Here is a 22406-nt window from a genome sequence, read left to right on the forward strand (position 1 = left end):
TTCCTAAATTTAAACTTGATTAAGAATAGACTTTGGTGGTTCCGAGTCAAGAATCAGTATGATTTACGAAAAAGGGAAACCCGTTGCCAATACATTATTATGCTGGCCTCCATTTGTTGGATATCACCACAGAACTTGGGAAACAAATTAAGGAAGACCAGAAAAAAAATCCACTAAAACGACCGCTAGTTGTTGTTCCCAATCAAAATTTAATTCCATGGTTACGACTAAATCTTCCAAAAGTCAATTCAGCGCAGATTTCTCTTAATATTGAGTTTACCTTTTTAGAAAAAGCAATTTTAAAAACCATATTCCAATCTTTGAATATACAACCTTTCGAAGAAGAAACTGCTCTTTATCAATACGATACTTTAAAAAAAGATTGTTTTGCTCTCCTCTATCAAAAACAAAAAAAAATCTTAAAAGATTTTCCAGAAATTGAAACTTATTTAGAAGAAATTCCAAAACTATATTACCTCTCTGATGTCCTAACCAAATATTTTAAAGATTATGAATTGAATCGAGAAGAATGGATCAAGGACTGGTTGGATCTAAACAAAGAAAAAAAATCCATTCCAAATGAATTAAAAAAAGATCCGTATTGGGGATTAGAAAAACAAATATATACTGAAATTTTTAAAGATTCATCCAAACCAAAAAATCTATTTCGATATTTGGAAGAAGGGAAAAACTTACCGCTGAGTGGCGACTTACACTTGTTTTGTCTTTCGAATTTATCTGGAACCTATATTGATTTTTTAAAAGAAACTGCAACCGATGAAAACTCGAAATTTAATGTCCATATTTATCAATTTCACAATGGAAAAATCATAGGAAAACCTTCAGAAAAAAATAAAAACTACTTATCTAAATTTTCTAAACCACAATCCTACTTAGCCAAAGAATTTGCTAAAGATAAATACAATAAACAAAAATCAAAATTTGTTAGCGGTGGGATGTTATCGAAGTTAAAAGCGTTTTTATTAGAAGAATCTCCAAAAGAGGAGAACTATCTTGAAGACCAAACAGTCAGGGTTTGGAATGCTCCTTCTGTATATCGTGAATTAGAATCAATTGCCCATGATATACTTGGGAAAATTAGTCTGAGCAAAGGCAAACTTAGTTTGCTTGATTTTGTTATCCTTGTTCCTGATATGAATGAATATCGTTCTTCCGCTGAATGGGTGTTTGATGGCGGGATTTATAGTTCTCAAAAAAAAGACAGTTCTCCGAAATTACTGAAAATACCATATTCAATCACGGATTTAGTGGCCAAAGACAGTTCAAAACTATATTCGGCATTATCCACCTTGTTCCGTTGTATAACCAACGATCGATTTGAAAAAGATGACATTCATTTTTTATTCAAAAATCCTCTCATCATAAAAGGATATGAAGAGGATGAATCTTCTTCTCTAAAAGTTTTAGATTTAATTGATTCTTTAGGTTCAATTTATGAAGAAGGAAACCAATACAACCCGTATACAATTTCCTTCGGTCTCAAACGTGCTGTAGTGTCTATGATTTCAGATTCTGATAGTGCATGGGCAGAAACAGAAACTGTGACCAAAGAAATTTCTTCCGACCAAACTGTGATTCACTTTGTAGAAATATGGAATCGGATTAAAAAAGTTCAAAAAACTTTGAAGGAAAGAATCTTAAAAACTCCAAAAGAGGAACGTTACTCAATTTTAGAATCTCTATTCCAAGAATTGTTTCACTTCGAAGGTGAGTTGGAGAATGAACGTAATTTTTTAAATCAATGGTTACGTGCCGTTTCTTCTTGGTGTCATCAAGATTGGAACCAAACAAAAGATTTTTTAGAGATGATATCCTTAATCACCGAAGAAGTTTTTTCGAACATACCAATGCATCGAGGAAACTACTTAACCGAAGGTGTTACAGTTTCACTTCTACAACCAATGCGCCCTATTCCTTTTTTACATGTATATATCGCAGGATTAGGTGAAGGAAAATTTCCTGGTTCCGTGGATAGATCTAGATTCAATTTACGTAGATTCGATTCCAAACCTTGGGATCTCAACCGAAGAGAAATCCAAGAATCACTTTTTTGGGAATCAATTCTCTCAGCAGAAGAAAGTATTACCTTTTCCTATGTTGGTAAAAACACATTAGAAGATAAAGAATTTGAGCCATGTTCCACTCTTTTCGAAGTGATGACCACAATGGGGATCAAAGAAGCAATTGAACTGCCACTAACATCATATAGTCGATTTTATGATTCAAACCCCATCCCTTCATTTGACTATGTTAGAAACGTTAAAAATCTTAGAGGGTCTAGCCAAAACCTACAAAACCCAAACTTCACAGATCCAAATTCTCTGGACAGTTTGGAGACAAACCAAAGAACACAAAATGAAATTTCGATCCAACAACTAACAAATGGATTAAAAAACCCAATCTTAAGTTCTTTATCTGAAAACTTTGGAAAAGTTTGGGAGGAAGAGGAAGAACTCGAAGTAGAACCATTCCAATTAAATCACTTAGAAATTTTTACGATCAAAAAGATTTTTATACCTATCTTTACTGAATCTTTAGTGACTGAAAAAGAATGGAATTGGGATAGGAAAAGAATTCAAACCCACCTAGAAGAATACACTCGCAAAAAAGAAAAAGAAGCAGAGTTTCCATACGGAGCCTTTCACATTGTATCTTCCAAAATTTTATTGGATGAGTTAGAAGTGATCACGGAACGATTCCGTTTTCTAAAGGAATCACTTTTCCATTCAGACGACCAATTAAAATACTTAAAAGCAGTTTCTATCGGTGACACAGGACTAAGAGATTGCACAAAAATGAATTCTTACCAAATAACAGACGTTCACTCGATCATTGGAGAATGGGAAAATCTGATCGAAAAAGATGGGATCTTTTACTGGTTTCTTTCGGGGAGTTTATACGACAAACCGAAACAACCAAATGAACATCTCAAAGATTATTTAGGCAAAATGGCAAATGTTTTTCTAAGTGCTTGTTTGTTTCGAACTTTGGATAAAAAACTTGTGATCCTTCCTGTTAATTCGCGAGATTTTAAAAATGAAAGTATTTTGGATTTTTCAAATCTTCCGACATCAGATTGTAAATCTTATCTCAATTCAGTTTACCAGTTGGTTACGGATACAACTCCCAAGTACATTCCTAATGCAGGTCTGAATCTATTCTTTTCGAAACATCCATTAGAAGAATTAGAAAAAAACCCTGATACGATTGATCCTTTATGGAAAGAGTTTCTTCTGGAAGAATCAGAAACCGTTTTACATTTTGAAAATAAACTAATGAAACTTTCTCCGTATACAAAAACGTTATTGGATGAATTCTCACTCCGTTCTGTATGGACAATTTTTTTACCTCTTCTTAAGAAAGGATTCCAATAAATGGATCATCCATTAGCACAAAAATCCAAGTTTATTGAAGCCTCTGCAGGAACAGGAAAAACCCACCTTATCATGCAAATGTTAGGTGAGATTATGGAGTTTGATGTAAAAAACAACGTATCTGAAAATCGAATTCTTAACACACTCATCCTTACTTTTACGGAAAAAGCTGCCGGTGAATTAAAAGCAAGGCTCAAAACAAAAATTCTAGAACTAATCAATTCTGGAGAGAATCCAGCTTTTTATCGATACCTAAGGGACTTGGATCAAGTTTCCATTTCGACCATACATGGTTTTTGTAATATGGTTTTAAAAGAGTACCCGATTGAAACTGGGAACAATCCAAACTTTCGACTAACAAACACCGATGAAATTGTTAACAATAGTTTTTATCAATTAAAAAGAAACCATTGGGGTGGGAAAGAAAAATCGGAACTTGCCAATATTCTCATCGAATCACAAACCTTAGAAAATGAATCTTCGATTACCTTTGCCGTATCAAAACTTCTATCAAATACCAAAAACTATTATTTCCCGAAAAGTTTGACTTTGGAAGAAAGGTTTGTTTCTCCAAATATAGAAATCATTTTATTAAATTTAAAACAACTGATTCTATCACTACAAGGATCGGTCGGCGATTCCATCTTAAACCAAGGAGATAAAAGAACCTTAAACAAATGGATGGAAAATTGGAGTTCATTCAATTCATTTGTTTCGGCGATTGAATCAAAAGATTTAAAAACTCTCAAATCCGAATTACTAAGAATTAGTAGTTTGCAAAGGACTTCAGAAGGTGTAGTTTACCAAGGATTCGCTTATTTTTTGTTAATTGGGAAGAATATTGTTAAAAATTTAACCAAAGAAGCAGAAGTTGTTCAATCAAAGATTTCAAACCTAATCGCCTTACTTGAAGAAACCTTTCCCATTGGCGAAATGGATTTGGACGAAAAGTGGTTCTTACAAGAAACCGTTTTTCAATTAGTCGAAGATTCAAAATTGCAATTAAAAACAAATGATGCGCTTACATACGATCAAATGATTCTAAAAGTGTATGAATCCGTGGTGACTTCGCCAAACCCATCGCTCATCACTTCATTAAAAGAACGTTACCAAGTATGTATTTTAGATGAGTTTCAAGATACAGACAAAAACCAATACCAAATTTTTCGTTCTCTTTTTATGGATCCAAAAGACAAAAGTCGCATGTTGTTTTGTATTGGCGATCCCAAACAAAGTATTTATGGATTTAGAGGAGCAGATATTGGAATTTATTTGGAAGCAGCTGGTGACTTTCAGAATTCTAAAGATAGTCTATCAACTAATTACCGTTCTACTAAAGAAATCATCGAAGGATTAAACATTCTTTTCTATGATAAAACCAAACCATTGGGCGAAACTAGTTTTTTCCCAATCGAAGAACCAGGTTCGAAAAAAGAAAATTACCAATACCATCCTGTAAATCACCCAGACATTACGGAAATTAAATATCGTTATGCGGATCCAAACGAATTTGGAATCCATGTCATCCAATATCCAGATAAGTTTCCTAACGTAAGTCGAGTTAGATCCGAATGGGCAGAATCAATTAAAAATGAAATTCTATCCTTCCAACAAAAAAAACAATCCTTATCTTTTTTTAAAAAAAACAGCCCTACTCCTGAAGGAGTAAAACTAAAAGACATCGCTATTCTATGTGGTAATAAAAATGAAACAGAACTTGTAGAAAAGGTTCTATCGAAAGCAGGAATTCCTTGTTCCATATACAAACAAAGGGGAATTTTCCAATCAGAAGAAGCCGACCAAATTGAAAACCTTCTAGAATGTTTGATAGATTCAAACAGCTCTCGTTCTTATAAAAGAATCCTTTTTTCTGAATTATTCGGTGTGAGATCAGAAAATTTATCAAAATACAATGAACATTCTATCGATTCGTATGAAAAATCTTTAATCGATATTTGGCTGAAACTAATACGAGACAATCGATATGCCGCATTCTTTCGATCTGTAATGGATGAAACCAAGGTTCTTTGGAGTCATGAAATGAAAGATTTGGAATGGGAAAGGAAAAGAACCAATTATAGGCAGATTTTCCAAAGATTACTTGAGTTCCAAATTAAATCCGATGCGAACCTTAGTGAATTGTTGGATGAATTACGTGAACTCAAAAAGAAAAAAACCTCACCTGAAGAAGAACCTCTTTTTGATCGCGAAACAGAAGATGATGCCGTTCAGATTCTGACTATCCATGCTTCCAAAGGGTTAGAATGGCCTATTGTCTTTTTATATTATTTTGGAACTAGACCTCAAAGTTTAAACAATTATGAATATCCAATACAAATTGAAGAGAACCATAAAACAGAAAGAAGGTGGATCATAAACCTTTGGGATTCGAAAGCCGGTAAACAATTGGAGTTTCAACATTTTTTAAATGAACAAAAACGCCTTCTATATGTTGCCCTCACCAGACCAAACCTAAGATTGTACATACCGAAACTATCCTGGGGAACAGACTTCACAAAAAAAACTGGATATGGAAACATCTTATACAAAGAACTGGAACGAATTCAGGAATCCAACTTAAACCATAGAACAGAAGGGAACTATTTTTTATTTCGCAATCAACCAAAATCCAACGAATTTGAACCATCGAATAACAAAAACCAAACATCACAAGTTGAGGCGAAGAACCTGAATCCTATATTCCTTCCCATAGAAATCAAATCAGGAAGGATACTCTTACAACATAGTTATACAAGTTTACAAACTTCGCAAAATACTCTAAACAAAACAAACGAAGAGAATTCAAAAGAAATTGAAGAACCTTTAGAACCTGAACCAACCAAAACAAAAACTGATCTACCATCCAGCTCTAAAGTAGGGAATTTTCTCCATCGCATACTAGAGTTATGCGATTTTTCTATTTTTGAACTCCCAATTAAATCCATACTCGAACATCCTTCTTGGATCTGGGCCTATTCGGAGTCTTTTCGGCAATATCCCATCCAAGCAAAACAAAATGCAGAAGAAACTCTGGACATGATTGTTGTGAAAGTTTTGAAACGAGCCATGACTGCAGAAATCACTCTCGCCGATGGGGGAACGTTTTCTCTTAGCCAATTAAAACTAGAAGAAAGATCTTCCGAATTAAAATTCCATCTGTATGTCCAAAAAATGTTAGAGAACTCAGAAGTTAAACTAACACCTGGATTCGAAAATTATCTAAAAGGTGCGATCGATTTAGTTTTTTGTAAAAACGAGAAATACTATATTGTAGATTACAAGTCCAATCTTTTGCCGAATGAAAACTATGATACAAACGCAGTAACATCTGCGGTGATTGAAAAAGGATACCTCATTCAAAAGTCAGTGTATGCTCTTATCCTCTATGATTACCTTTCTTCACTTTATGGAGAAGAACTTGCATTGAATCGTTTCGGTGGAGTTTATTATCTATTTCTTCGTGGAATGGGGATCGCAAAAAATACGGGAATATATTCGGATCTAAAATCCTCACAAATGGAATGGACTTCGGAAACATTCGCCAATATACGGAAAGAAATTTTATCATACATTCGTGATGCGTCCCTTAGTTTGGAGAAATTATATTTATGAAACAAAGAGAATTGCCTTATTTAGAAATCGCAAAAGAAATCATCACATACTTCCCTCATATACCCAAAGATCATGAAAATTTGATCGCACAGCTAATTGAAACCAATCAAAACGGAGACCTTTATTTATCTTCATTCGATTCTCCTGCGATTAAAAATTTCAAAAACCAGTTTCCATTCCATTTAGAAACAATTGGAGAGGAAGAAAGACTTTTTTTTCAAAAAACTTACAAAGAAAAACTGCACTTTGAATTGGCAATCAAACGTTTATTAACAAACCGTAAAAATGATCGCATAACCAGTACACTTGATCTTTCAAAAATAGAACCATTGATTTCGAAATTGGAATCTTTTTTTAGAAACCCGCTGGCTATGGAACAAAAACAAGCAGTGATTGAATCAATCACCGGACTTTTTCGTGTCATTGCGGGAGGTCCCGGAACAGGGAAAACGACCGTTGTTTCATTCATATTAAAACTGTTAGACGAACTCGAGAAACTGCCACAACCAAATCGGATTGCCCTTGTTGCACCTACAGGAAGAGCTGCTCAAAGACTTACAGAATCCATTCAAAAAAATTTGAGTTTTTTCCCGAACACGGCTGCATTGACTTCTTCATTAAGAGGACAAACTGTTCATAACCTTTTAAAAATATTCCCTAACGACCCAAAACTGTATTATGGAGAAAAACGTTATTTACCATATGACCTCATCATCATGGATGAAACATCAATGGTAGATCTGAAACTGATGAATGTATTTTTGGATTCAATCAGTGACAATACCCATTTAATTTTACTCGGGGATCCAAACCAATTACCATCCGTAGGACAAGGAGAGGTTTTAGCAGACTTACTGAAAGAACTCAGAAAACAAGGGCAATTTGTTTCTGAATTAAAAACCAATCATCGATCTTCTGCTTCTTCACAGTTCAGCATATTTGCAGAACTTGTAAAAGATTCTTTTGAAGAAACAAATACAAATCCCGAGTTCCCTACTCCGAAAGTAATAGAACCTAATCAAATAAACAAAGCGGATGATTTCCTCTGGTTACAGAAAGAAAAACCAACTCCTACGAACCCATCTATTTATCACGACTGGAAGGGTGATGACCTCATCCAATTTTTATGGAAAGATTTTTTTCTTCCCACTGCGATCAAGTCTTTGGATTTCCAATGGCAGATAAATGATCTCTTAAATCCAGAGAATAAAAACAGGTTAGATGAATTGATTTCCGAATACCGATGTTTGACCATTCTAAGAAACGGATATTACGGAATCGATTCTATACAGACGAGGATTTTAAATCTCGCAAAAAAACAACTCACTTCGCAAAATTATTCGCCAAACATAGAATATAGACATTTGGCTAAATCTTTTTACTTCCAAGGGATGCCTATCATTATCAAAAGAAATGATCAAATTAGAAAACTTTTTAATGGTGATATTGGCCTTGTATTAAAAATAAATTCCGAACTAAGAGCAGTATTTCCTATCGAAAATCGTTTGTATTCTTTTGCATTGGACACCTTACCCGAACATGAACCGGCTTTCTTTTTAACCGTTCACAAAAGCCAAGGGTCTGAATACAATACCATCTTATTGTATCTCCCCCCAATTTTTTCTTTTGATTCCGATTCCGAAGAAATCCCCCTACTCAATCGCAGAATACTCTATACCGCAGTAACAAGAGCCAAAAAAAAAGTAATCCTTATGGGGGACTACCAAACTTGGAATTTAGGCCTAGAAACATTTCGAAAAAGAAATACAGGAGTTGAGTTATGACAGAGTTTTTAGGAGTTTCAAAACAGACTCTAAATTTCCCAAAACCAAACTACCTCCAGAATGTATCATTGAAAATTCCAACATTAAGTTGATACTATTTCCAAAATCTTCATTTACTAAATACCCATCACTATCAATCACATAACCAGAAATATGTGGTTTTGTGGGAATTTTTGATTTTACGATTTCGGGAAGGATCCGTTTATCATTCAAATACCCAAAAACTCTTTTTCTTTTTGCAAAAGCGTAACCGATTTCGAAAGATGTTCCATCATCAACACAAGCACCTCGAAAGGGATTACAGTTGGCAATGACTATATCAGAACGATCAATAATAGAAACGTTTTCTAAAAAAATTTGATTTGCCCTATCAAGTAATTGTTTATCTGTCACTTCACCATCAAAGGGAGTTAAGGCACGATACCCAAATGATGCGCAGAGAGTTTTCGCATTAGTAAGAACTTCCGAAGCATTCGCCAGAAAAACTTCCGGGCCCGCAAGATAGATAGTCTGCATAATGAATTCTATCTGGAGCCGAAAGAAAATTCAAAGATTTTTTTAATTCACCCTGGGTTCAGCAGGTGTGAGTTTGACTTCGCTAAATGCAAATTTACCATCTAAACCAAAATAGAAAAACCTTGGCCTTTGGGGGTTATATTGCAAATCCCATGCATCCAAAACATTGTCTACACCAACAAACCATTGAAAATGTCCAAAAAATCTTTGAGACAACCGTAAATTCAGATTTGTATGAGGATTTACCATTCGGTATCCATATGTAGCACCAGTGGTACAATACGAGAGATTGTTTTCTGCACAGTAGTCTGAAACCCCTGTTGGGAGCTGACCGAGCGCATTGGATATGTTAGTTTGTGCCTGGTTATTTAATGCAGCTTCCAAACCATCAAAATTGGTTGGCAGATCCGGATTACACCACAAAGGATTTTTAACACAATAATAAGGTTGTTTTCCAAACACCACTGCAAACACAGACAAACTCAAACCGCTGGACTTTTCATCAATACGAATGCTAAAATTCCAACGATGGGGGCCCCTTCCCTCAAGAGGGAGTTTCGTTAACTCATCTCTGGTATCCGTATAAGTATAACCAACGCTAGTTGATACGATTTCGGTAAGTCGAACATTTATAGATGACTCAATCCCTTGTGTAGTGGCTTTCTGGTAATTTGATGTTTGATAAACCATAAGACCCGACGAATCTCTCACTGGGTTCGTTCTAAATCCGATCAGATTGTCTACGTTGTTGTGAAATAAATTTGAACTATACCAAATTCTTTTTGTAATGTCCCACTCCCAACCAAAGTTATAACTTCTTGAAAGTTCTGGTTTGAGATTGGAACTTCCCACAACTCGATACCCTACACCTGGATTTAAAAAGTTAAAGTACAAGTCTTGAAAGCTGGGAGCCCGATACCCAAGCCCATTCGCTGCACGAAATCGAAATTGGTCGGTTACGTCATAACGAATGGCAAGTTTAGGAAGCCATTCACCACCATAAATAGAATCATGATCATAACGAACTCCCGGGACAATTTGTATCCTAGGTTTATCAGAAACTCTCCACTCATCTTGCACATAAAATGCATTCCTAAAACGATAAGCATTTCCATTGATTGTTTGTCCTCTTGTCAACTCCGGATTAAAATCCTCAAAACAAACATTGGGATAAGTTCTACGGCAATCAGGAGCAATACGAGCTGAAGAAATTTGATCCTGTAAATTTTCGGCACCAACGGAAGTTACATGATTTTCTGAAAATTTATAATCTACTCTAGATCGAAACTCAGCGACTGCATTGTCTGTTCTTTGTTGTGAGTCTAAATCATCAGCCTTTCTTTGGTCTGTTGTATATAAATCTTGAAACCTAGAATAGTTTGCGTTCAAATTCACGTTTATCTTTTGATTCGCAACCCAATCCACATTAAAAGCACCCATAAAATCATGAGTTTTATTCCTTCGATCATAAACAGTTCTTGGAGGAGAAGCATCAACAGCTGTCTGATCCAAATGCCTATAATAAAACTGTCCGGTGAGTGTTAAGTTATCTGTCGCGTGATAAACAGTTTTATTAGAAAGGTTCATATCATTAAATGCACTTCCCGAAGTTGATTCGAGTGGTGGTGAATAATTTGGTAACCGAGTTGCTAATAAATAACTATTAACAGCAGAAGTATTCGCTGGGTACGGATTGTACCCTGGAGCAAGTGATGCGTATCTCCCGTTTCTTGGACCGGGAGTTGCGTCTGGAGTTAGATCGTATCCGTCTCCTTTATGCCAACCGACAGTGAAGAGTGTAGACAATTTATCACTTTTTGCTCCAACAGTTGCGTAGTTTCGAAACTCCATATAAGATCCGTAATATTTTTCACTTCCCGAACCTCCCAAAGTTCGAAACTCAGCATACAATGGATCTTGTGCTTCTTTGGTTATGATGTTGATCACACCGGCAATGGCATCGGATCCATAAATGGCGGAGGAAGCTCCCTTAACAATTTCAATTCTTTCAATGTCTTCTGCTTTGAAACGAGTTAAGTCAATCGATCCACTAAATCGACCCGTAGTCCTTTGTCCATCCACAAGGATGAGGACATTCTGTGCAGAAAGTCCTTGCAAACGGACAGTTTGTCCCCTTTCTCCTGCTTGGGCAGGCCTCACTTCTATCCCAGGAACGTTCCCCAGTGTCTGCGAAAGATCCCTCGCCCCCATCGCATCTATATCTTTTCTAGTGAGAACCTCAGTAGTAATTGTGGAATCTTTTAAAAGATTTTTCCTTCTTGTACCAGTCACGGTGATCATATTTGAACGATCCAAATTGGAATCGTTTGGTTGAATCCCTGATTCACCATGTTTTGTTTGTTTGGTGGTCTCAGAGGCATCCCCTTTATCAGCGGCAGGCTCCGCGTATAAATCAGAATCAACCGAAACCAAACCAATATACGCTACTAATAAGAAATAGAGAACCTTAGGGAATTTTAATCCCGAGGTTTTTTGAAAACTAATTTTCATACTTTATTTAAATGCAATTCAATCAATTGAGATTATAATTTTTTCCATTGAAACTTTGGATTCCCCGAAGTTCCCGCTGCACTATAATAGTCCAACATCTGGATTGCATATTTCGATCCATCACTTCCAGTGATGATAAAAACATCAGATTTAGCAGTTAAAATTGTATCTGCATAAGTATACCAAGCGCCATATCCTGCTGGCATCGGTGTTAAATCAAGTGGGGCTGCCATCACAGGGTTAATACTTTCTGAAGAAGAAGTTACAGGGCCACCTCCGGCAGAAGAAAGCCTAACATCTACAACTGCCGTACACTCTGCACCTGTAAAGGCAGCGGCAAAATTTGTAGAACCCGATTTACATGCACCACCGCTCCCGGTTCCGCTGGTTCCACTATTTGTCTGAATATTATATCTTTTTAAAGCAATATCCCACTGTGCAGTAGACTCTACTTTAACTCCGTTCGATTTTAAACTTATATACACCCAATTACAACTTGAAGTGGCATTAACCGCTGTCGTAAAGGCCCCCGTTGTGTTCACAGCGTTCGCAGGAACTACCGTACAAGGGATAGTGCCACTTTCCACTCCTCCGGCAACCAAGAGCAATAAAGCAGATGAATCATCACTGCTATTCTGCTTCAGCGAACAATCAGTAAAAAAAGAAATGTTTAATAAGATTACGAATGAGAACTGTTTTAAGATTTGGAATTTTGATTTTATAGCCATTTGGATACCTCTTCTAATATTAAATTGCCAAAGAACCAATTTGGCCCTTTGGCAATTCCAACCTTTTGAATACTATAAGATTGGTCTTGTGGATACGTGAACTTTAGTTGCTGTTAACAATGTAGTATTTGAAATACGGAAATATGCAGAAAGGGCATCCGTTGTTGCCAAGACATTGGATGCATCAGGCCAAGCAGAATACTTAATAACCGCATTATCATTATTAAGCGATCCACGAACTCTACAATCAGCACCATTTACACCCGTTGCCCAAAAATGAACCGTAGGAGCGGTAGTCGTAGAATTTCCAATACTGATACAAACATCATTCCCATTTGCTAATGATACAGTTGGGTTTGCTCCAGCATCCATTTGGCCACCTTGGTAATTTCCATAATCTTTGTTACGAAACCAAGCGTAAGGGTTAGGACTAGAAACAGATTTACCTACAACGAAAATATATTGGCCAGTCAAAGTGGGGGTCGTAGTCGTAGGAGCTGTTTTATACCCTAAGAAAAAATACATGTACCCATTGTCCCCTAAAGCTTTTAGGTTTTCGAAACGAAAGAAATTTCCATTTCCTGCATTCGGTTTGCAGAGAGCTGTATAAGAACCGGATGTATAAGTTTCATCGATGGTTTTCTCACAAACCGTATTTGGATCTTCATAGTTAGCAGCAAGAGCTAACAAACCAAGGGAAGTATTATTATTGTCGTTCGATTCTCCAGGACAACCGATCGAAAGGGAACCTACGAGAAGTAGGCAGAAAAGAAGCGTCAATTTGTGGGTTAGTTTCATTAGACATTTTCCTAAAAGAGAATGAGTCTCATTTTTTGTACCCTTGAAATCCGTCAAGTACTTTGAGACTCAATCTCTTTTCTGTTGACTCAGATTCCCTACCCTTTGAACCTTGGATCATGATCCAATCCAACCAAAACAAAACATTAGCTACCTTCTTAGTTTGCCTAATGTTACTATCATCCGCCGCAAACGCAGAAACAAACCAACGAATTGTTTCCGTAAACGGAACCACTACCGAAATCATTTATGCACTCAAACTAGAAAACCAATTGGTTGCGGTAGATTCCACTTCTTACTATCCCAAACAAGCGTTAACTCTTCCAAACGTTGGTTACCAAAGGACATTAGCAACGGAAGGGATTTTGAATGTAAAACCCACACAAGTCATTGGACTTGAGTCAGCTGGACCACCTGCGACCATTCAAAATTTAAAAGATGCAAGGATTCCTCTTTTATTATTCCCAGATGAGTTTAAACTAGAGACTCCCGTAACCCGAGTGTTAGAGATTGGAAAGTTATTCGGTAAACAAAAAGAAGCTGAAAACTTAGCGAAATCCATTCGAGAACAAATCCAAAAATTAAAAATGAATAAAACTAACGTGAAAGTTTTATTCATTTATTCAAGAAACCCAAGTTCTGTTTATATATCTGGAACTGGAACCGCGGCACATTCCATGATCGAACTTTCTGGAGCCAAAAATGCAATAACCGAATTTACAGAGTACAAACCTCTTACCAGTGAAGCTCTTGTAAAAGCTAATCCCGATATCATTCTTATGCCAGAGAAATCAGCGCAAGGATTCGGTGGAGAAAAGGCTATTTGGGAAATTAACGGTATGGAACTCACTCGAGCCGGCAAAGAAAAAAGATTAATCGTATTAGATGATTTGCTTCTACTTGGATTTGGACCACGACTTCCTCTCGCTCTAAAAACACTCAATGATCAATGGAAACAGTTGGAATGAAGAAAAAGTTTCTCTTTATTATCTTCTGTACCGGCTTTGCCATTTTTTCTGCACTTGCGTCGTCCTTCCTCGGCGCAATGGACATTCATTGGAAAGATTTATTTTTAAGTGAGACAATAGAATCTCGAGTTTTTTTTGAACTTCGGCTACCAAGAATCCTTCTCGGACTTATGGTAGGAGGTTCGCTTGCTTGGTCTGGTGCATTGGCTCAAGGTTTATTTCGAAATCCCATCGTTGATCCCGGTCTCATTGGAATCACAGCAGGTTGTGCTCTCTTTGCTGCGATCGCCATAGTTCTTGGAAGTTCGATTCCTTTTTTACACTCTATTTGGAGTGTTGTTGTTTTTTCTTTTGTTGGTGGAGTTCTATTCTCCTTTATCATTTTCTTTTTTGCAAAATCAAAAGGAAGAACAGATGTTTTTTCCATGTTACTCTCAGGGATAGCAGTAAATGCTATTTGTATATCTGCCATTGGTGTTTTGAGTTATTTCGCTAACGAAGCACAACTCAGAAATCTTTCCCTTTGGAATATGGGAAGTTTAGGTGGTGCCTCTTGGAGTCTTTTGAAATCCTTTTCTTGTTTTTTTGTTTTACCACTTCTTGTTAGTCCCTTTATCGCCAAACAATTGAATGTTTTTATTTTAGGAGAACGTGAAGCCACACATCTCGGGATATCCACTGAAATTTTAAAAACCATCATCATTCTTTTGATAGGTGTAAGTGTCGGGACATGTATTTCAATCGTTGGTAATATTGGATTTGTTGGTTTGGCAGTACCACATATCGTCAGACTAGCCATTGGACAAGACTACAGATATCTTCTCATCACAACTTATATACTGGGTGGGGGGTTACTCTGTTTTGCAGATGCCATCTGTCGAGTGATCATCGCTCCATCCGAAATTCCAGTTGGGATCGCAACGGCTCTACTCGGCGCCCCATTCTTTCTTAGCCTAATTAGAAAAAGGATGCACTCCACATGACAATACAAGCAATCGATATAGACTATTCAATAGGATCCAAAAAAATTCTCTCAAACATTGAATTAGAAATTCACCCTGGCGAACTTCATGTTCTGATCGGAAGAAATGGTGCAGGAAAATCAACGTTATTTCATATGTTATGTGGTGACGTTTATCCTGAAAAAGGAAATCTTTATTTAGATGGAATTGAACTAAGAAATTATTCCAAAAGTCAATTGGCAAAACTAAGAGCTGTTCTCACACAAGAAACGAACATAACTTTTCCGATTCATTCCGAAGCTGTGATTGCTCTTGGTCGGCATCCACATGTTACAGACATACAGAGAGACAAAGAAATTGTTCAAACATGTTTGAAGATTACCGACTCTATTGAACAAAGAGAACAAAACTATGCAACATTATCTGGCGGCGAAAGGCAAAAGATTAACTTCGGAAGGATCTTGGCCCAGGCCTGGGAAACTCCTCCTCGTTATATATTCCTAGATGAACCAGTATCAGCTTTAGATATCCCCAACCAATATAAAACTCTCAATATTTGTAGGCATATGGCAAACCAAGGATATGCCGTATTTATGATCTTACACGACCTAAACCTTGCTGCGCAGTATGCAGACAAAGTAACCCTACTTCACAAGGGCAGTATTGTTAAATCTGGGAAACCAAACGAAGTATTAACAATCGAAAATTTAGAAACAGCATTTGGAATCAAAACAAGGATCCTAAATGCACCAGAAGGTAATTTTATCATTCCAGAAATTATAGGAGAAACAATATGAATGAAAACTTAAAACAACAATGGGAAAATCTTACAAAAGAAATGCCCAAACTCAGGATTCGCGATGCGGCAAAACACTTAAATGTGAGTGAAGCAGAATTACTTGCCACAAAAATTGGTGAAACCGTTAAATTACTCAAACCAGACTGGGCGGATTTTTTAGTCAATACAACAAGTCTCGGTTATGTGATGGCCCTCACAAGAAACGAATCCTGCGTTCACGAAAGAAAAGGGGTCTACAAAGATGTTTCTGTTAATGGACAAACTGCGCTTGCGGTAGGAGAAGACATTGACCTTCGGATTTTTCTAAAAGATTGGAAGTATGGCTTTTATGCAGAAGATGCCAAAGAAGATGGAGTTATGCGTAGTTTTCAATTTTTTGATACGAAAGGCGATGCTGTCCATAAAATCTACCAAACCGAAAAGTCGACATTAGAAGGTTGGGAAAAACTAAAAACTCAATTTGTAGACGAAACTCAAACATTCACTACACCAACAAAAGAAACAAAACCCAAAACCGAAACTGATGACTCAAAAGACATTCCAGGTTTTTTAGAGGCATGGAGTAAACTCGAAGACACACATGATTTCTTTTCTTTACTCAGGAAATTCAATTACTCACGTGAGTTTTCTCTAAAAGCTGCCAATGGAAAATTCTCATTCAGAATTTCCACAGAAGATTTTTTAAATCTGATGAAAGAATCAAGCAGACGTGAATTAGACATTATGATTTTTGTTGGCAATCCGGGAATGATACAAATCCATACGGGAAAAATTCAGAAATTGGAACCAATGGGCCCATGGTTCAATGTCTTAGATCCTGAATTCAATCTACACTTAAGAACGGATAGAATCGAATCTGTATACATAGTCGATAAACCAACGAAAGATGGACTCGTCACCTCCGTAGAAGTATTTGATAACGAAGGAATCCTAATCTTACAAATGTTTGGAAAAAGAAAACCTGGAATCCCACAATCAAACGTTTGGTTCCAACTATCACGAGAGTATTTAAACAAAAACGAAGAACTAAACCCTTCTCTTGTATAAATCATTCGGAAAAGTTAATTTCATTTGAAACCCTTGGACACCATCAATGTCCAAGGTTCCTCCCATTTGTTTTTCTGCGATGATCTTCGCCAAACTCAAACCCAATTTTTTCTGTTTCAATAAATCAAATCCTTCCGGCAATCCAACTCCGTTATCACGATATCCAAAATAACAAGTATTCCCATCAAAGGAAAATCGTATCGAAATTTCACCTACTCGGTTATCGGGAAAAGCATACTTAAAACTATTTGAAAGTAATTCAGTAAATACAAGGCCAAGAGGAACAGCGGTATCCAAAAGCAAAGCCCCCTCTTCTACTTCAAAATGAATATTGATTTTTATTCCAGAAGTTGGATAAGCCTGACGAATCATTTCTACTAAAGATTGTAAATAATCGGAAACACGAATTTCACTTAAATCTTTATTGGCATATAAGTGGTCGTGAACCAATGACATGGTTTGAATTTTAATGGAGGTATCTTCAACGATGGACTGAATGTTTTTATCATCAGGAAAATCTGATGCTTGAATCATTAAGATGGATCTAACTAGTTGAATGGAATTTTTTGTTCTATGGAATATTTCTCCGACCAAATTTTCCTTTTCACGCAATGACTTCTTAATCATCTCTGCATAAACTTTGTTTTCTTCAACTTCCTTTGAAAGCAGATGGTTGGTTTGAATGAGTTTTTCATAAGGATCGTTGATCGCCGCAAGAAACACAGCTTTATAGATCAAATAAAAAGCGCCTATTTTATAAATATGTCCAATTACATTATAGACATCATAAACACTAGTGTATACGGCAAAAACCATCTCACTAAATATACAAACAATAAAGGCTGATAAGTAATATTGAAGTTGTTTCTTGGACGTATAAAAATTAGATTTTTTATACGCAACCAAAGAGAGACAAAGAATTGTGATGATTACGTATTCTGTATTTTTTTTAAACGCAGTGAGCCCCTTACCTTGTTCGTAGGTAGTCGGTATCCAGTCATAGAAAAAAATAACCAAAAAGAATATGATAGAGACTAAGACAAACGCCAGCCCAATCAAAACTTTTTCTCGAATCAGTCTGTATTTTTCATTCGGTTTGATATAAATAGCAACAAACAATACAATTGCGGTCACCAATCGAGAAAATATCCAAAACTGCGATGATTTATTGCCAGAATTTGGAGTGATGAAATCAGGCATCCCCTTATATCCAAGGGCATGCATAAAATCCACCAAACCAACAACTAGAAACCCTACCCCCAAAAACAACGTATGGGAATTCCGGCTTTGGGAATAAGAATAATATCCAAGTCCAAAAATGGAGAAGGAAACAATCACACTAAAGATTTCTGTAACGTTGTGAAAAATTAAAAAATACCCAATCTCATACTCGCGGTAAAAATATTCAGGGAATGTACCAACCAACAGGAGGGGAAAAAAACAAAAGAAAATCACTCCCAAATAGAAAGTATTATTTATTAACGATTTATACAGAAAACTCAACATGGATAGCACGCAATTAGATATAGTTCAGGTTTCTTTAGCAAGAATTTATTACAAATTACAGAAGGACTAAATGAGAATTTAAAAAACTAATCCCTTACTAAATCAATAGAAACAAGGGTGATGTCGTCTTTTGAAATTTGCCGCATCGCGGACAATTTGTTCATCAAATTTGTATGAAATAAATCTTGTGGGTGATCTACCAAGGGCTGAATCTCTGGGAACAAAATAGTATCAGGTTCTTCATCCGGCTTTAAATTTTCGTACAAACCGTCCGTAAAAAAAAGAATCCGATCCCCTTTTTCCAAATTAATCACTTTTTGTTCATATTCAAAATTAGACCTTACTCCCAAAAGAAGCCCAGGGCATTCAAATGATTCTATTTCTCTATTGCGAATAAGTATAAAAGGAGGATTCCCTGCAGAAGAAAAATACAAATTCATCTCTTTGAAATCGATATAAAAATAGGCAGCGCTGACAAAACGAGCATTCAAACTCATACAGAGAAACCGGTTCATAGCTCCAATTAAATCTTTGGGGGACTCTTTAAACTCTTTGGCATTACGAAAGGCAATTTTTACAGTTGAAGAATCTAGGGCTGCACTCACACCATGACCTGTCACATCAGCAATGATCAAACCCAATCCTTCTGAAAACTCAAAATAATCATAAAAATCTCCGCCCACATCATAAAGTGGATGGTAGGACACAAACATTGATAATTTTTGATTTTTGGGTAAAGTATCAGGTAAAATCCGCATTTGGATCTTTCTTGCCGTTTCCAAATCTTTCTTAATTGTTGTTAGTTGGTTTTGGGAAAGAAGATTTTCTTCCAATAAAAATCGTAACCTTCGCCCTAGAGCCAAAGAAAATAGAATTACTTCAAAGGCAGTTCCAATTTGGACACCATAACGACCAAATGTGGTAGAAGGGATTAAAGATGCCTTGGTCAAAGAATCAAATATGACTCCTACAAATAAAGTAAACCAAGCAAACAAAAAAAACAAAGATGACTTAACACCTTTGATATAGGAATAAGCACCCGCAGACATCAGTAAAAGGAAAATATAAGGGAAAGTATAAATAAAAGAAACTTCAATCCAGTTGTGAGGAATGATGAATGACAAAACTGCCATGGCTCCAAAGGCAACCACACTCAAAAGAATCAAACGATGTAAAAACGGATTTAGATTCTTTAGGTTTAGGAAAGTCAAAGAAAATAGTCCCACAAATGTTAAAGAAGTATTTACGGAAACATAAAGATAGGGTTTCACGGATAAAGCTAGATCAGGGAAAATTAGCTGTTTGAAAAACCCACCCAACAAGGAGTAATTAATTGCTAACGTTGCCAAATACAAACAATAATATACATAGGCTCTTTCGCGAACACTAACGTAGATCAAAAGATTGTATAAAAGTAAGGCAAAAATAATTCCGAAATAAACACCATTGGCAATATAATCTCTTTCCATTCGGTCAAAAAATGAATTGATCCGCCAAATACGAAACGGGGCACTTAATATCCCTGAATTTTGAATTTTAACATAAATTGTTTTTGTTTCTAACGGTTTTAAGGTGAATCGATAGACTGGGTTTCTATGTTGGATTTCTCTATCGGCAAAAGAACTAGAACCATCAAATTGTTTTTGAACCGATTTTCCGCCCTCTTCCCAACCTAACAAAACCTTATCGACCCAAGGAGCTTCTAATTCGAGAATATAATCAATTGTTTCGTGATCAGGATTTACCAAATCAAACTTTACCCAAACAAAAGGTTTCCAATAACCAAAATTATATTTTAGTTCATGGGCTTTTGACCAAACGGCAGATCCCAACAGGATTTGCTCAAAGGTTTTGTTTTCGAATGTGTATTGGATCAGTGGGCGTTCAGGAATTTTAGTTCCGCAAGACAGAAAAACAAAAATCAAAAGAAATAATTTAATTCTGCCAAAAGGGATCATGGGCGTGTAACGGGCCTAATGCCAATCTTCTGAACCTAAGCGTTCGTGAAATTCAAAATTAAAATTAGGAAGAAAACGTATTGCCAAAATCCCTAAAGAGCTGATACTTTTGGCAAATCAAGGAGATAGATTTATGTCAGCAAAATTTGAAATTTATAAAGACAAATCAGGAGAATTCCGCTTCCGCCTTAAAGCTGGAAATGGGGAAATCATTGCATCAAGTGAAGGTTATTCCTCTAAACAAGCTTGCGAAAACGGCATTAATTCAGTAAAAACTAATGCCGCATCTGCGGAAATCGTAGATCAAACGTAAGAACAACAGTAATCCGTTACTGTTTGAACTTTTAATTTAAACTTGGATCCAGCAGGGACTTCAAATTCAGACTGACCGTCAATTTGGAGCCATGTCTCGGATCCCGGTAATAAAACCGAAAGTTTTCCAGATTGGATTTCCATAATTTCTTTCTGGTCGGTTCCAAATTCATACTCTCCGGGCATCATAATTCCCAAAGTTTTCTTTTCCCCGCTCGGGAAGAGGATCGTCCGACTGGTAACGTTTCCATTGAAGTAGATATTTGCAGATTTTAGTACAGTTACTGATACAAATGAACTCATACTGACCAAAAACTGGAAAGACCCCAGACTTCCAAGTGAATTCCAAATCCCCGATCTCGCCGGTTTTAGACTAAAAAGTGTTTGCGAAATTCGAAAGTACCAGAACGGTAAGGTCAGTGCCCATAAAGTCATCACAAAAGTCAGAGAACAAAAAACAACAAGCAAGGGAAAAATCCATAGAACGGATCCTTTCTTCCGCAATTGTTTTGTTCGCAAAACATGGGTTTTCTCAGACCACGATGGAAATGATAGCCAATCATGCAAAAATTTCCAAAGGTCTTGCTTATAATTATTTTAAAAGCAAAAACCAAATTTTTGAACAAATCATCGATACTCACCTCGCCAAACAAGAAAAGTTTTATAATAATATCCCTCCGAACCTTTCTGCGAAAGAATATGTCCGGGAATTTTTTAACCGCTCCATTCAATTTGCAAAAGAAGAAAGAAAAACAATGGTTTTGATTTCTGTTTGCCTATTCCAACCAGGTTCGGTTTCACTTTCGAAAAAGATGTTAGAAAATGTGGAAAGAAGATTTGCCCCTTTCAAAGAGGCAATGAGAGAAAGGTTCCGATCCTATGGGGTCAAAGAACCCGATAAGGAAATGATCCTTATCAAAACATTTCTTCATGGTGTCATCATGAGCCAACATTTCAATGATACAACAACTTGTACACCTACGATCATTGAAATGGTTTTAGAAAGATACGATTACAAAAACTAACCGCTTATTCCCCTGCCCCACCCGGAATTTTTAAAATCAAAAGGTTCGTTGTTGCCGTTGCCAGAAGTTTATCTTTTTCTGTTCGCATTTCCCCTACCATGTGAATGGTAGAAAAACCTTTTGCTTCGACAGATGCAGTCACGATGACCTTTTGGTTCACTGCCACTCCTCGAATGTATTGTATATTCATATCAATTGTAGTTGTAGGACGTTTAGCAACAAGGTAACTTAGCGGACCAAAAGCATTATCAAACGCTGCAGCAATCACACCACCTTGCATCATCCCCATCGGATTGGTTTGATCCTCGGAAACGGGAAATGCGACAGTGATACTTTTTCCTTTTGTATAAGATAAAATTTCTGCTTTCATCGCTAAAAAAATAGGTGGAGGGACGGTGATTTTTCTTCCCCCATGATTAAAATTAACGGTCATATCTTCTAAGATTTTTTGCGTTTCTTCGGTTGTGAGTGTTTGCATAAAACAA

The 22406-nt window shown here is 36.4% G+C and carries 17 protein-coding genes; 9 read left to right on the top strand and 8 right to left on the bottom strand.

The genetic code is table 11. From position 1 onward, the window contains the following. Positions 1-83 precede the first annotated feature (83 nt). From EHQ16_RS19240 to recD, 3 genes are read left to right on the top strand one after another with little or no spacing between them, the layout of a single operon-like run. The gene (locus EHQ16_RS19240; protein ID WP_135631814.1) at positions 84-3395 is read left to right on the top strand and encodes an exodeoxyribonuclease V subunit gamma; all 3312 of its coding nucleotides are present in this window, start codon (positions 84-86) and stop codon (positions 3393-3395) included. Next, positions 3396-7007: a UvrD-helicase domain-containing protein gene (locus tag EHQ16_RS19245; RefSeq protein WP_135631813.1), complete on the top strand. Its 3612-nt coding sequence runs from the start codon at positions 3396-3398 to the stop codon at positions 7005-7007. It begins immediately after the preceding gene. Next, positions 7004-8791 carry an exodeoxyribonuclease V subunit alpha gene (gene recD, locus EHQ16_RS19250; RefSeq protein WP_135631812.1) on the top strand — a complete coding sequence of 596 codons (1788 nt, stop codon included), beginning with the start codon at positions 7004-7006 and terminating at the stop codon, positions 8789-8791. The genes EHQ16_RS19245 and recD overlap by 4 nt, the downstream gene beginning before the upstream one ends. Here recD and EHQ16_RS19255 read toward each other — a convergent pair. The 4 genes from EHQ16_RS19255 to EHQ16_RS19270 form a co-directional block, all read right to left on the bottom strand. Further along, positions 8786-9307 (bottom strand): nucleoside 2-deoxyribosyltransferase, encoded by a 522-nt coding sequence (locus EHQ16_RS19255; RefSeq protein ID WP_135631811.1) that lies wholly within the window; start codon positions 9305-9307, stop codon positions 8786-8788. The two genes, recD and EHQ16_RS19255, sit on opposite strands and share 6 nt — an antisense overlap. Positions 9308-9349: 42 nt before the next feature. Further along, a complete protein-coding gene (locus EHQ16_RS19260) occupies positions 9350-11818 on the bottom strand; it encodes a TonB-dependent receptor plug domain-containing protein (RefSeq protein ID WP_135631810.1) in 2469 nt (822 codons plus the stop codon). Between the two features lie 32 nt (positions 11819-11850). Continuing rightward, a complete protein-coding gene (locus tag EHQ16_RS19265) occupies positions 11851-12546 on the bottom strand; it encodes an HmuY family protein (protein WP_135631809.1) in 696 nt (231 codons plus the stop codon). A gap of 72 nt (positions 12547-12618) precedes the next feature. Further along, positions 12619-13344 (bottom strand): hypothetical protein, encoded by a 726-nt coding sequence (locus EHQ16_RS19270; RefSeq protein ID WP_135631808.1) that lies wholly within the window; start codon positions 13342-13344, stop codon positions 12619-12621. A gap of 62 nt (positions 13345-13406) precedes the next feature. Here EHQ16_RS19270 and EHQ16_RS19275 point away from each other — a divergent pair, with 62 nt between their 5' ends. The 4 genes from EHQ16_RS19275 to EHQ16_RS19290 are packed head-to-tail and all read left to right on the top strand — an operon-like array spanning position 13407 to position 17120. Further along, complete coding sequence (locus tag EHQ16_RS19275) at positions 13407-14312, top strand: heme/hemin ABC transporter substrate-binding protein (protein ID WP_244242160.1); 906 nt, start codon at positions 13407-13409, stop codon at positions 14310-14312. Next, positions 14309-15295 (top strand): FecCD family ABC transporter permease, encoded by a 987-nt coding sequence (locus tag EHQ16_RS19280; protein ID WP_135631807.1) that lies wholly within the window; start codon positions 14309-14311, stop codon positions 15293-15295. The genes EHQ16_RS19275 and EHQ16_RS19280 overlap by 4 nt, the downstream gene beginning before the upstream one ends. Continuing rightward, on the top strand, positions 15292-16071 hold the full coding sequence (locus tag EHQ16_RS19285; protein WP_135631806.1) for a heme ABC transporter ATP-binding protein: 780 nt from the start codon (positions 15292-15294) through the stop codon (positions 16069-16071). The genes EHQ16_RS19280 and EHQ16_RS19285 overlap by 4 nt, the downstream gene beginning before the upstream one ends. After that, positions 16068-17120: a hemin-degrading factor gene (locus EHQ16_RS19290; RefSeq protein WP_135631805.1), complete on the top strand. Its 1053-nt coding sequence runs from the start codon at positions 16068-16070 to the stop codon at positions 17118-17120. Before EHQ16_RS19285 ends, EHQ16_RS19290 begins: the two co-directional genes overlap by 4 nt. Here EHQ16_RS19290 and EHQ16_RS19295 read toward each other — a convergent pair. Both EHQ16_RS19295 and EHQ16_RS19300 read right to left on the bottom strand, forming a co-directional pair. Continuing rightward, positions 17100-18626 (bottom strand): MASE3 domain-containing protein, encoded by a 1527-nt coding sequence (locus EHQ16_RS19295; RefSeq protein WP_135631804.1) that lies wholly within the window; start codon positions 18624-18626, stop codon positions 17100-17102. The genes EHQ16_RS19290 and EHQ16_RS19295 overlap by 21 nt on opposite strands. A gap of 86 nt (positions 18627-18712) precedes the next feature. Continuing rightward, positions 18713-20584 carry a 7TM diverse intracellular signaling domain-containing protein gene (locus tag EHQ16_RS19300; RefSeq protein ID WP_135631803.1) on the bottom strand — a complete coding sequence of 624 codons (1872 nt, stop codon included), beginning with the start codon at positions 20582-20584 and terminating at the stop codon, positions 18713-18715. 133 nt (positions 20585-20717) lie between these two features. Between EHQ16_RS19300 and EHQ16_RS19305 the strand changes: the two genes are divergently transcribed. Beyond that, positions 20718-20897, top strand: coding sequence for a YegP family protein (locus EHQ16_RS19305; RefSeq protein ID WP_135631802.1), 180 nt, complete (start codon positions 20718-20720; stop codon positions 20895-20897). On the opposite strand, the gene ppnP is transcribed toward EHQ16_RS19305, so the two are convergent. Continuing rightward, positions 20888-21199 carry a pyrimidine/purine nucleoside phosphorylase gene (ppnP, locus tag EHQ16_RS19310; protein WP_135631801.1) on the bottom strand — a complete coding sequence of 104 codons (312 nt, stop codon included), beginning with the start codon at positions 21197-21199 and terminating at the stop codon, positions 20888-20890. The genes EHQ16_RS19305 and ppnP overlap by 10 nt on opposite strands. A 116-nt stretch (positions 21200-21315) precedes the next feature. On the opposite strand from ppnP, the gene EHQ16_RS19315 reads away from it, so the two are divergent. Next, positions 21316-21921, top strand: coding sequence for a TetR/AcrR family transcriptional regulator (locus tag EHQ16_RS19315; protein ID WP_135631800.1), 606 nt, complete (start codon positions 21316-21318; stop codon positions 21919-21921). Between the two features lie 4 nt (positions 21922-21925). On the opposite strand, the gene EHQ16_RS19320 is transcribed toward EHQ16_RS19315, so the two are convergent. Continuing rightward, the coding region (locus EHQ16_RS19320) for a PaaI family thioesterase (protein ID WP_244242161.1) at positions 21926-22406 on the bottom strand (481 nt) is incomplete at its 5' end.

The organism is Leptospira kanakyensis, assembly GCF_004769235.1.
GTDB classification, from domain to species: domain Bacteria; phylum Spirochaetota; class Leptospiria; order Leptospirales; family Leptospiraceae; genus Leptospira_A; species Leptospira_A kanakyensis.

Excerpts from the sequence above, each read along its gene's own strand:
- EHQ16_RS19270 (WP_135631808.1), bottom strand. The coding sequence starts at position 13,344 with ATGAAACTAACCCACAAATTGACGCTTCTTTTCTGCCTACTTCTCGTA.
- ppnP (WP_135631801.1), bottom strand. The coding sequence starts at position 21,199 with ATGAGTTCATTTGTATCAGTAACTGTACTAAAATCTGCAAATATCTAC.
- EHQ16_RS19295 (WP_135631804.1), bottom strand. The coding sequence starts at position 18,626 with ATGTTGAGTTTTCTGTATAAATCGTTAATAAATAATACTTTCTATTTG.
- EHQ16_RS19265 (WP_135631809.1), bottom strand. The coding sequence starts at position 12,546 with ATGGCTATAAAATCAAAATTCCAAATCTTAAAACAGTTCTCATTCGTA.
- EHQ16_RS19300 (WP_135631803.1), bottom strand. The coding sequence starts at position 20,584 with ATGATCCCTTTTGGCAGAATTAAATTATTTCTTTTGATTTTTGTTTTT.
- EHQ16_RS19245 (WP_135631813.1), top strand. The coding sequence starts at position 3,396 with ATGGATCATCCATTAGCACAAAAATCCAAGTTTATTGAAGCCTCTGCA.
- EHQ16_RS19285 (WP_135631806.1), top strand. The coding sequence starts at position 15,292 with ATGACAATACAAGCAATCGATATAGACTATTCAATAGGATCCAAAAAA.
- EHQ16_RS19255 (WP_135631811.1), bottom strand. The coding sequence starts at position 9,307 with ATGCAGACTATCTATCTTGCGGGCCCGGAAGTTTTTCTGGCGAATGCT.
- EHQ16_RS19260 (WP_135631810.1), bottom strand. The coding sequence starts at position 11,818 with ATGAAAATTAGTTTTCAAAAAACCTCGGGATTAAAATTCCCTAAGGTT.
- recD (WP_135631812.1), top strand. The coding sequence starts at position 7,004 with ATGAAACAAAGAGAATTGCCTTATTTAGAAATCGCAAAAGAAATCATC.
- EHQ16_RS19280 (WP_135631807.1), top strand. The coding sequence starts at position 14,309 with ATGAAGAAAAAGTTTCTCTTTATTATCTTCTGTACCGGCTTTGCCATT.
- EHQ16_RS19305 (WP_135631802.1), top strand. The coding sequence starts at position 20,718 with ATGTCAGCAAAATTTGAAATTTATAAAGACAAATCAGGAGAATTCCGC.
- EHQ16_RS19290 (WP_135631805.1), top strand. The coding sequence starts at position 16,068 with ATGAATGAAAACTTAAAACAACAATGGGAAAATCTTACAAAAGAAATG.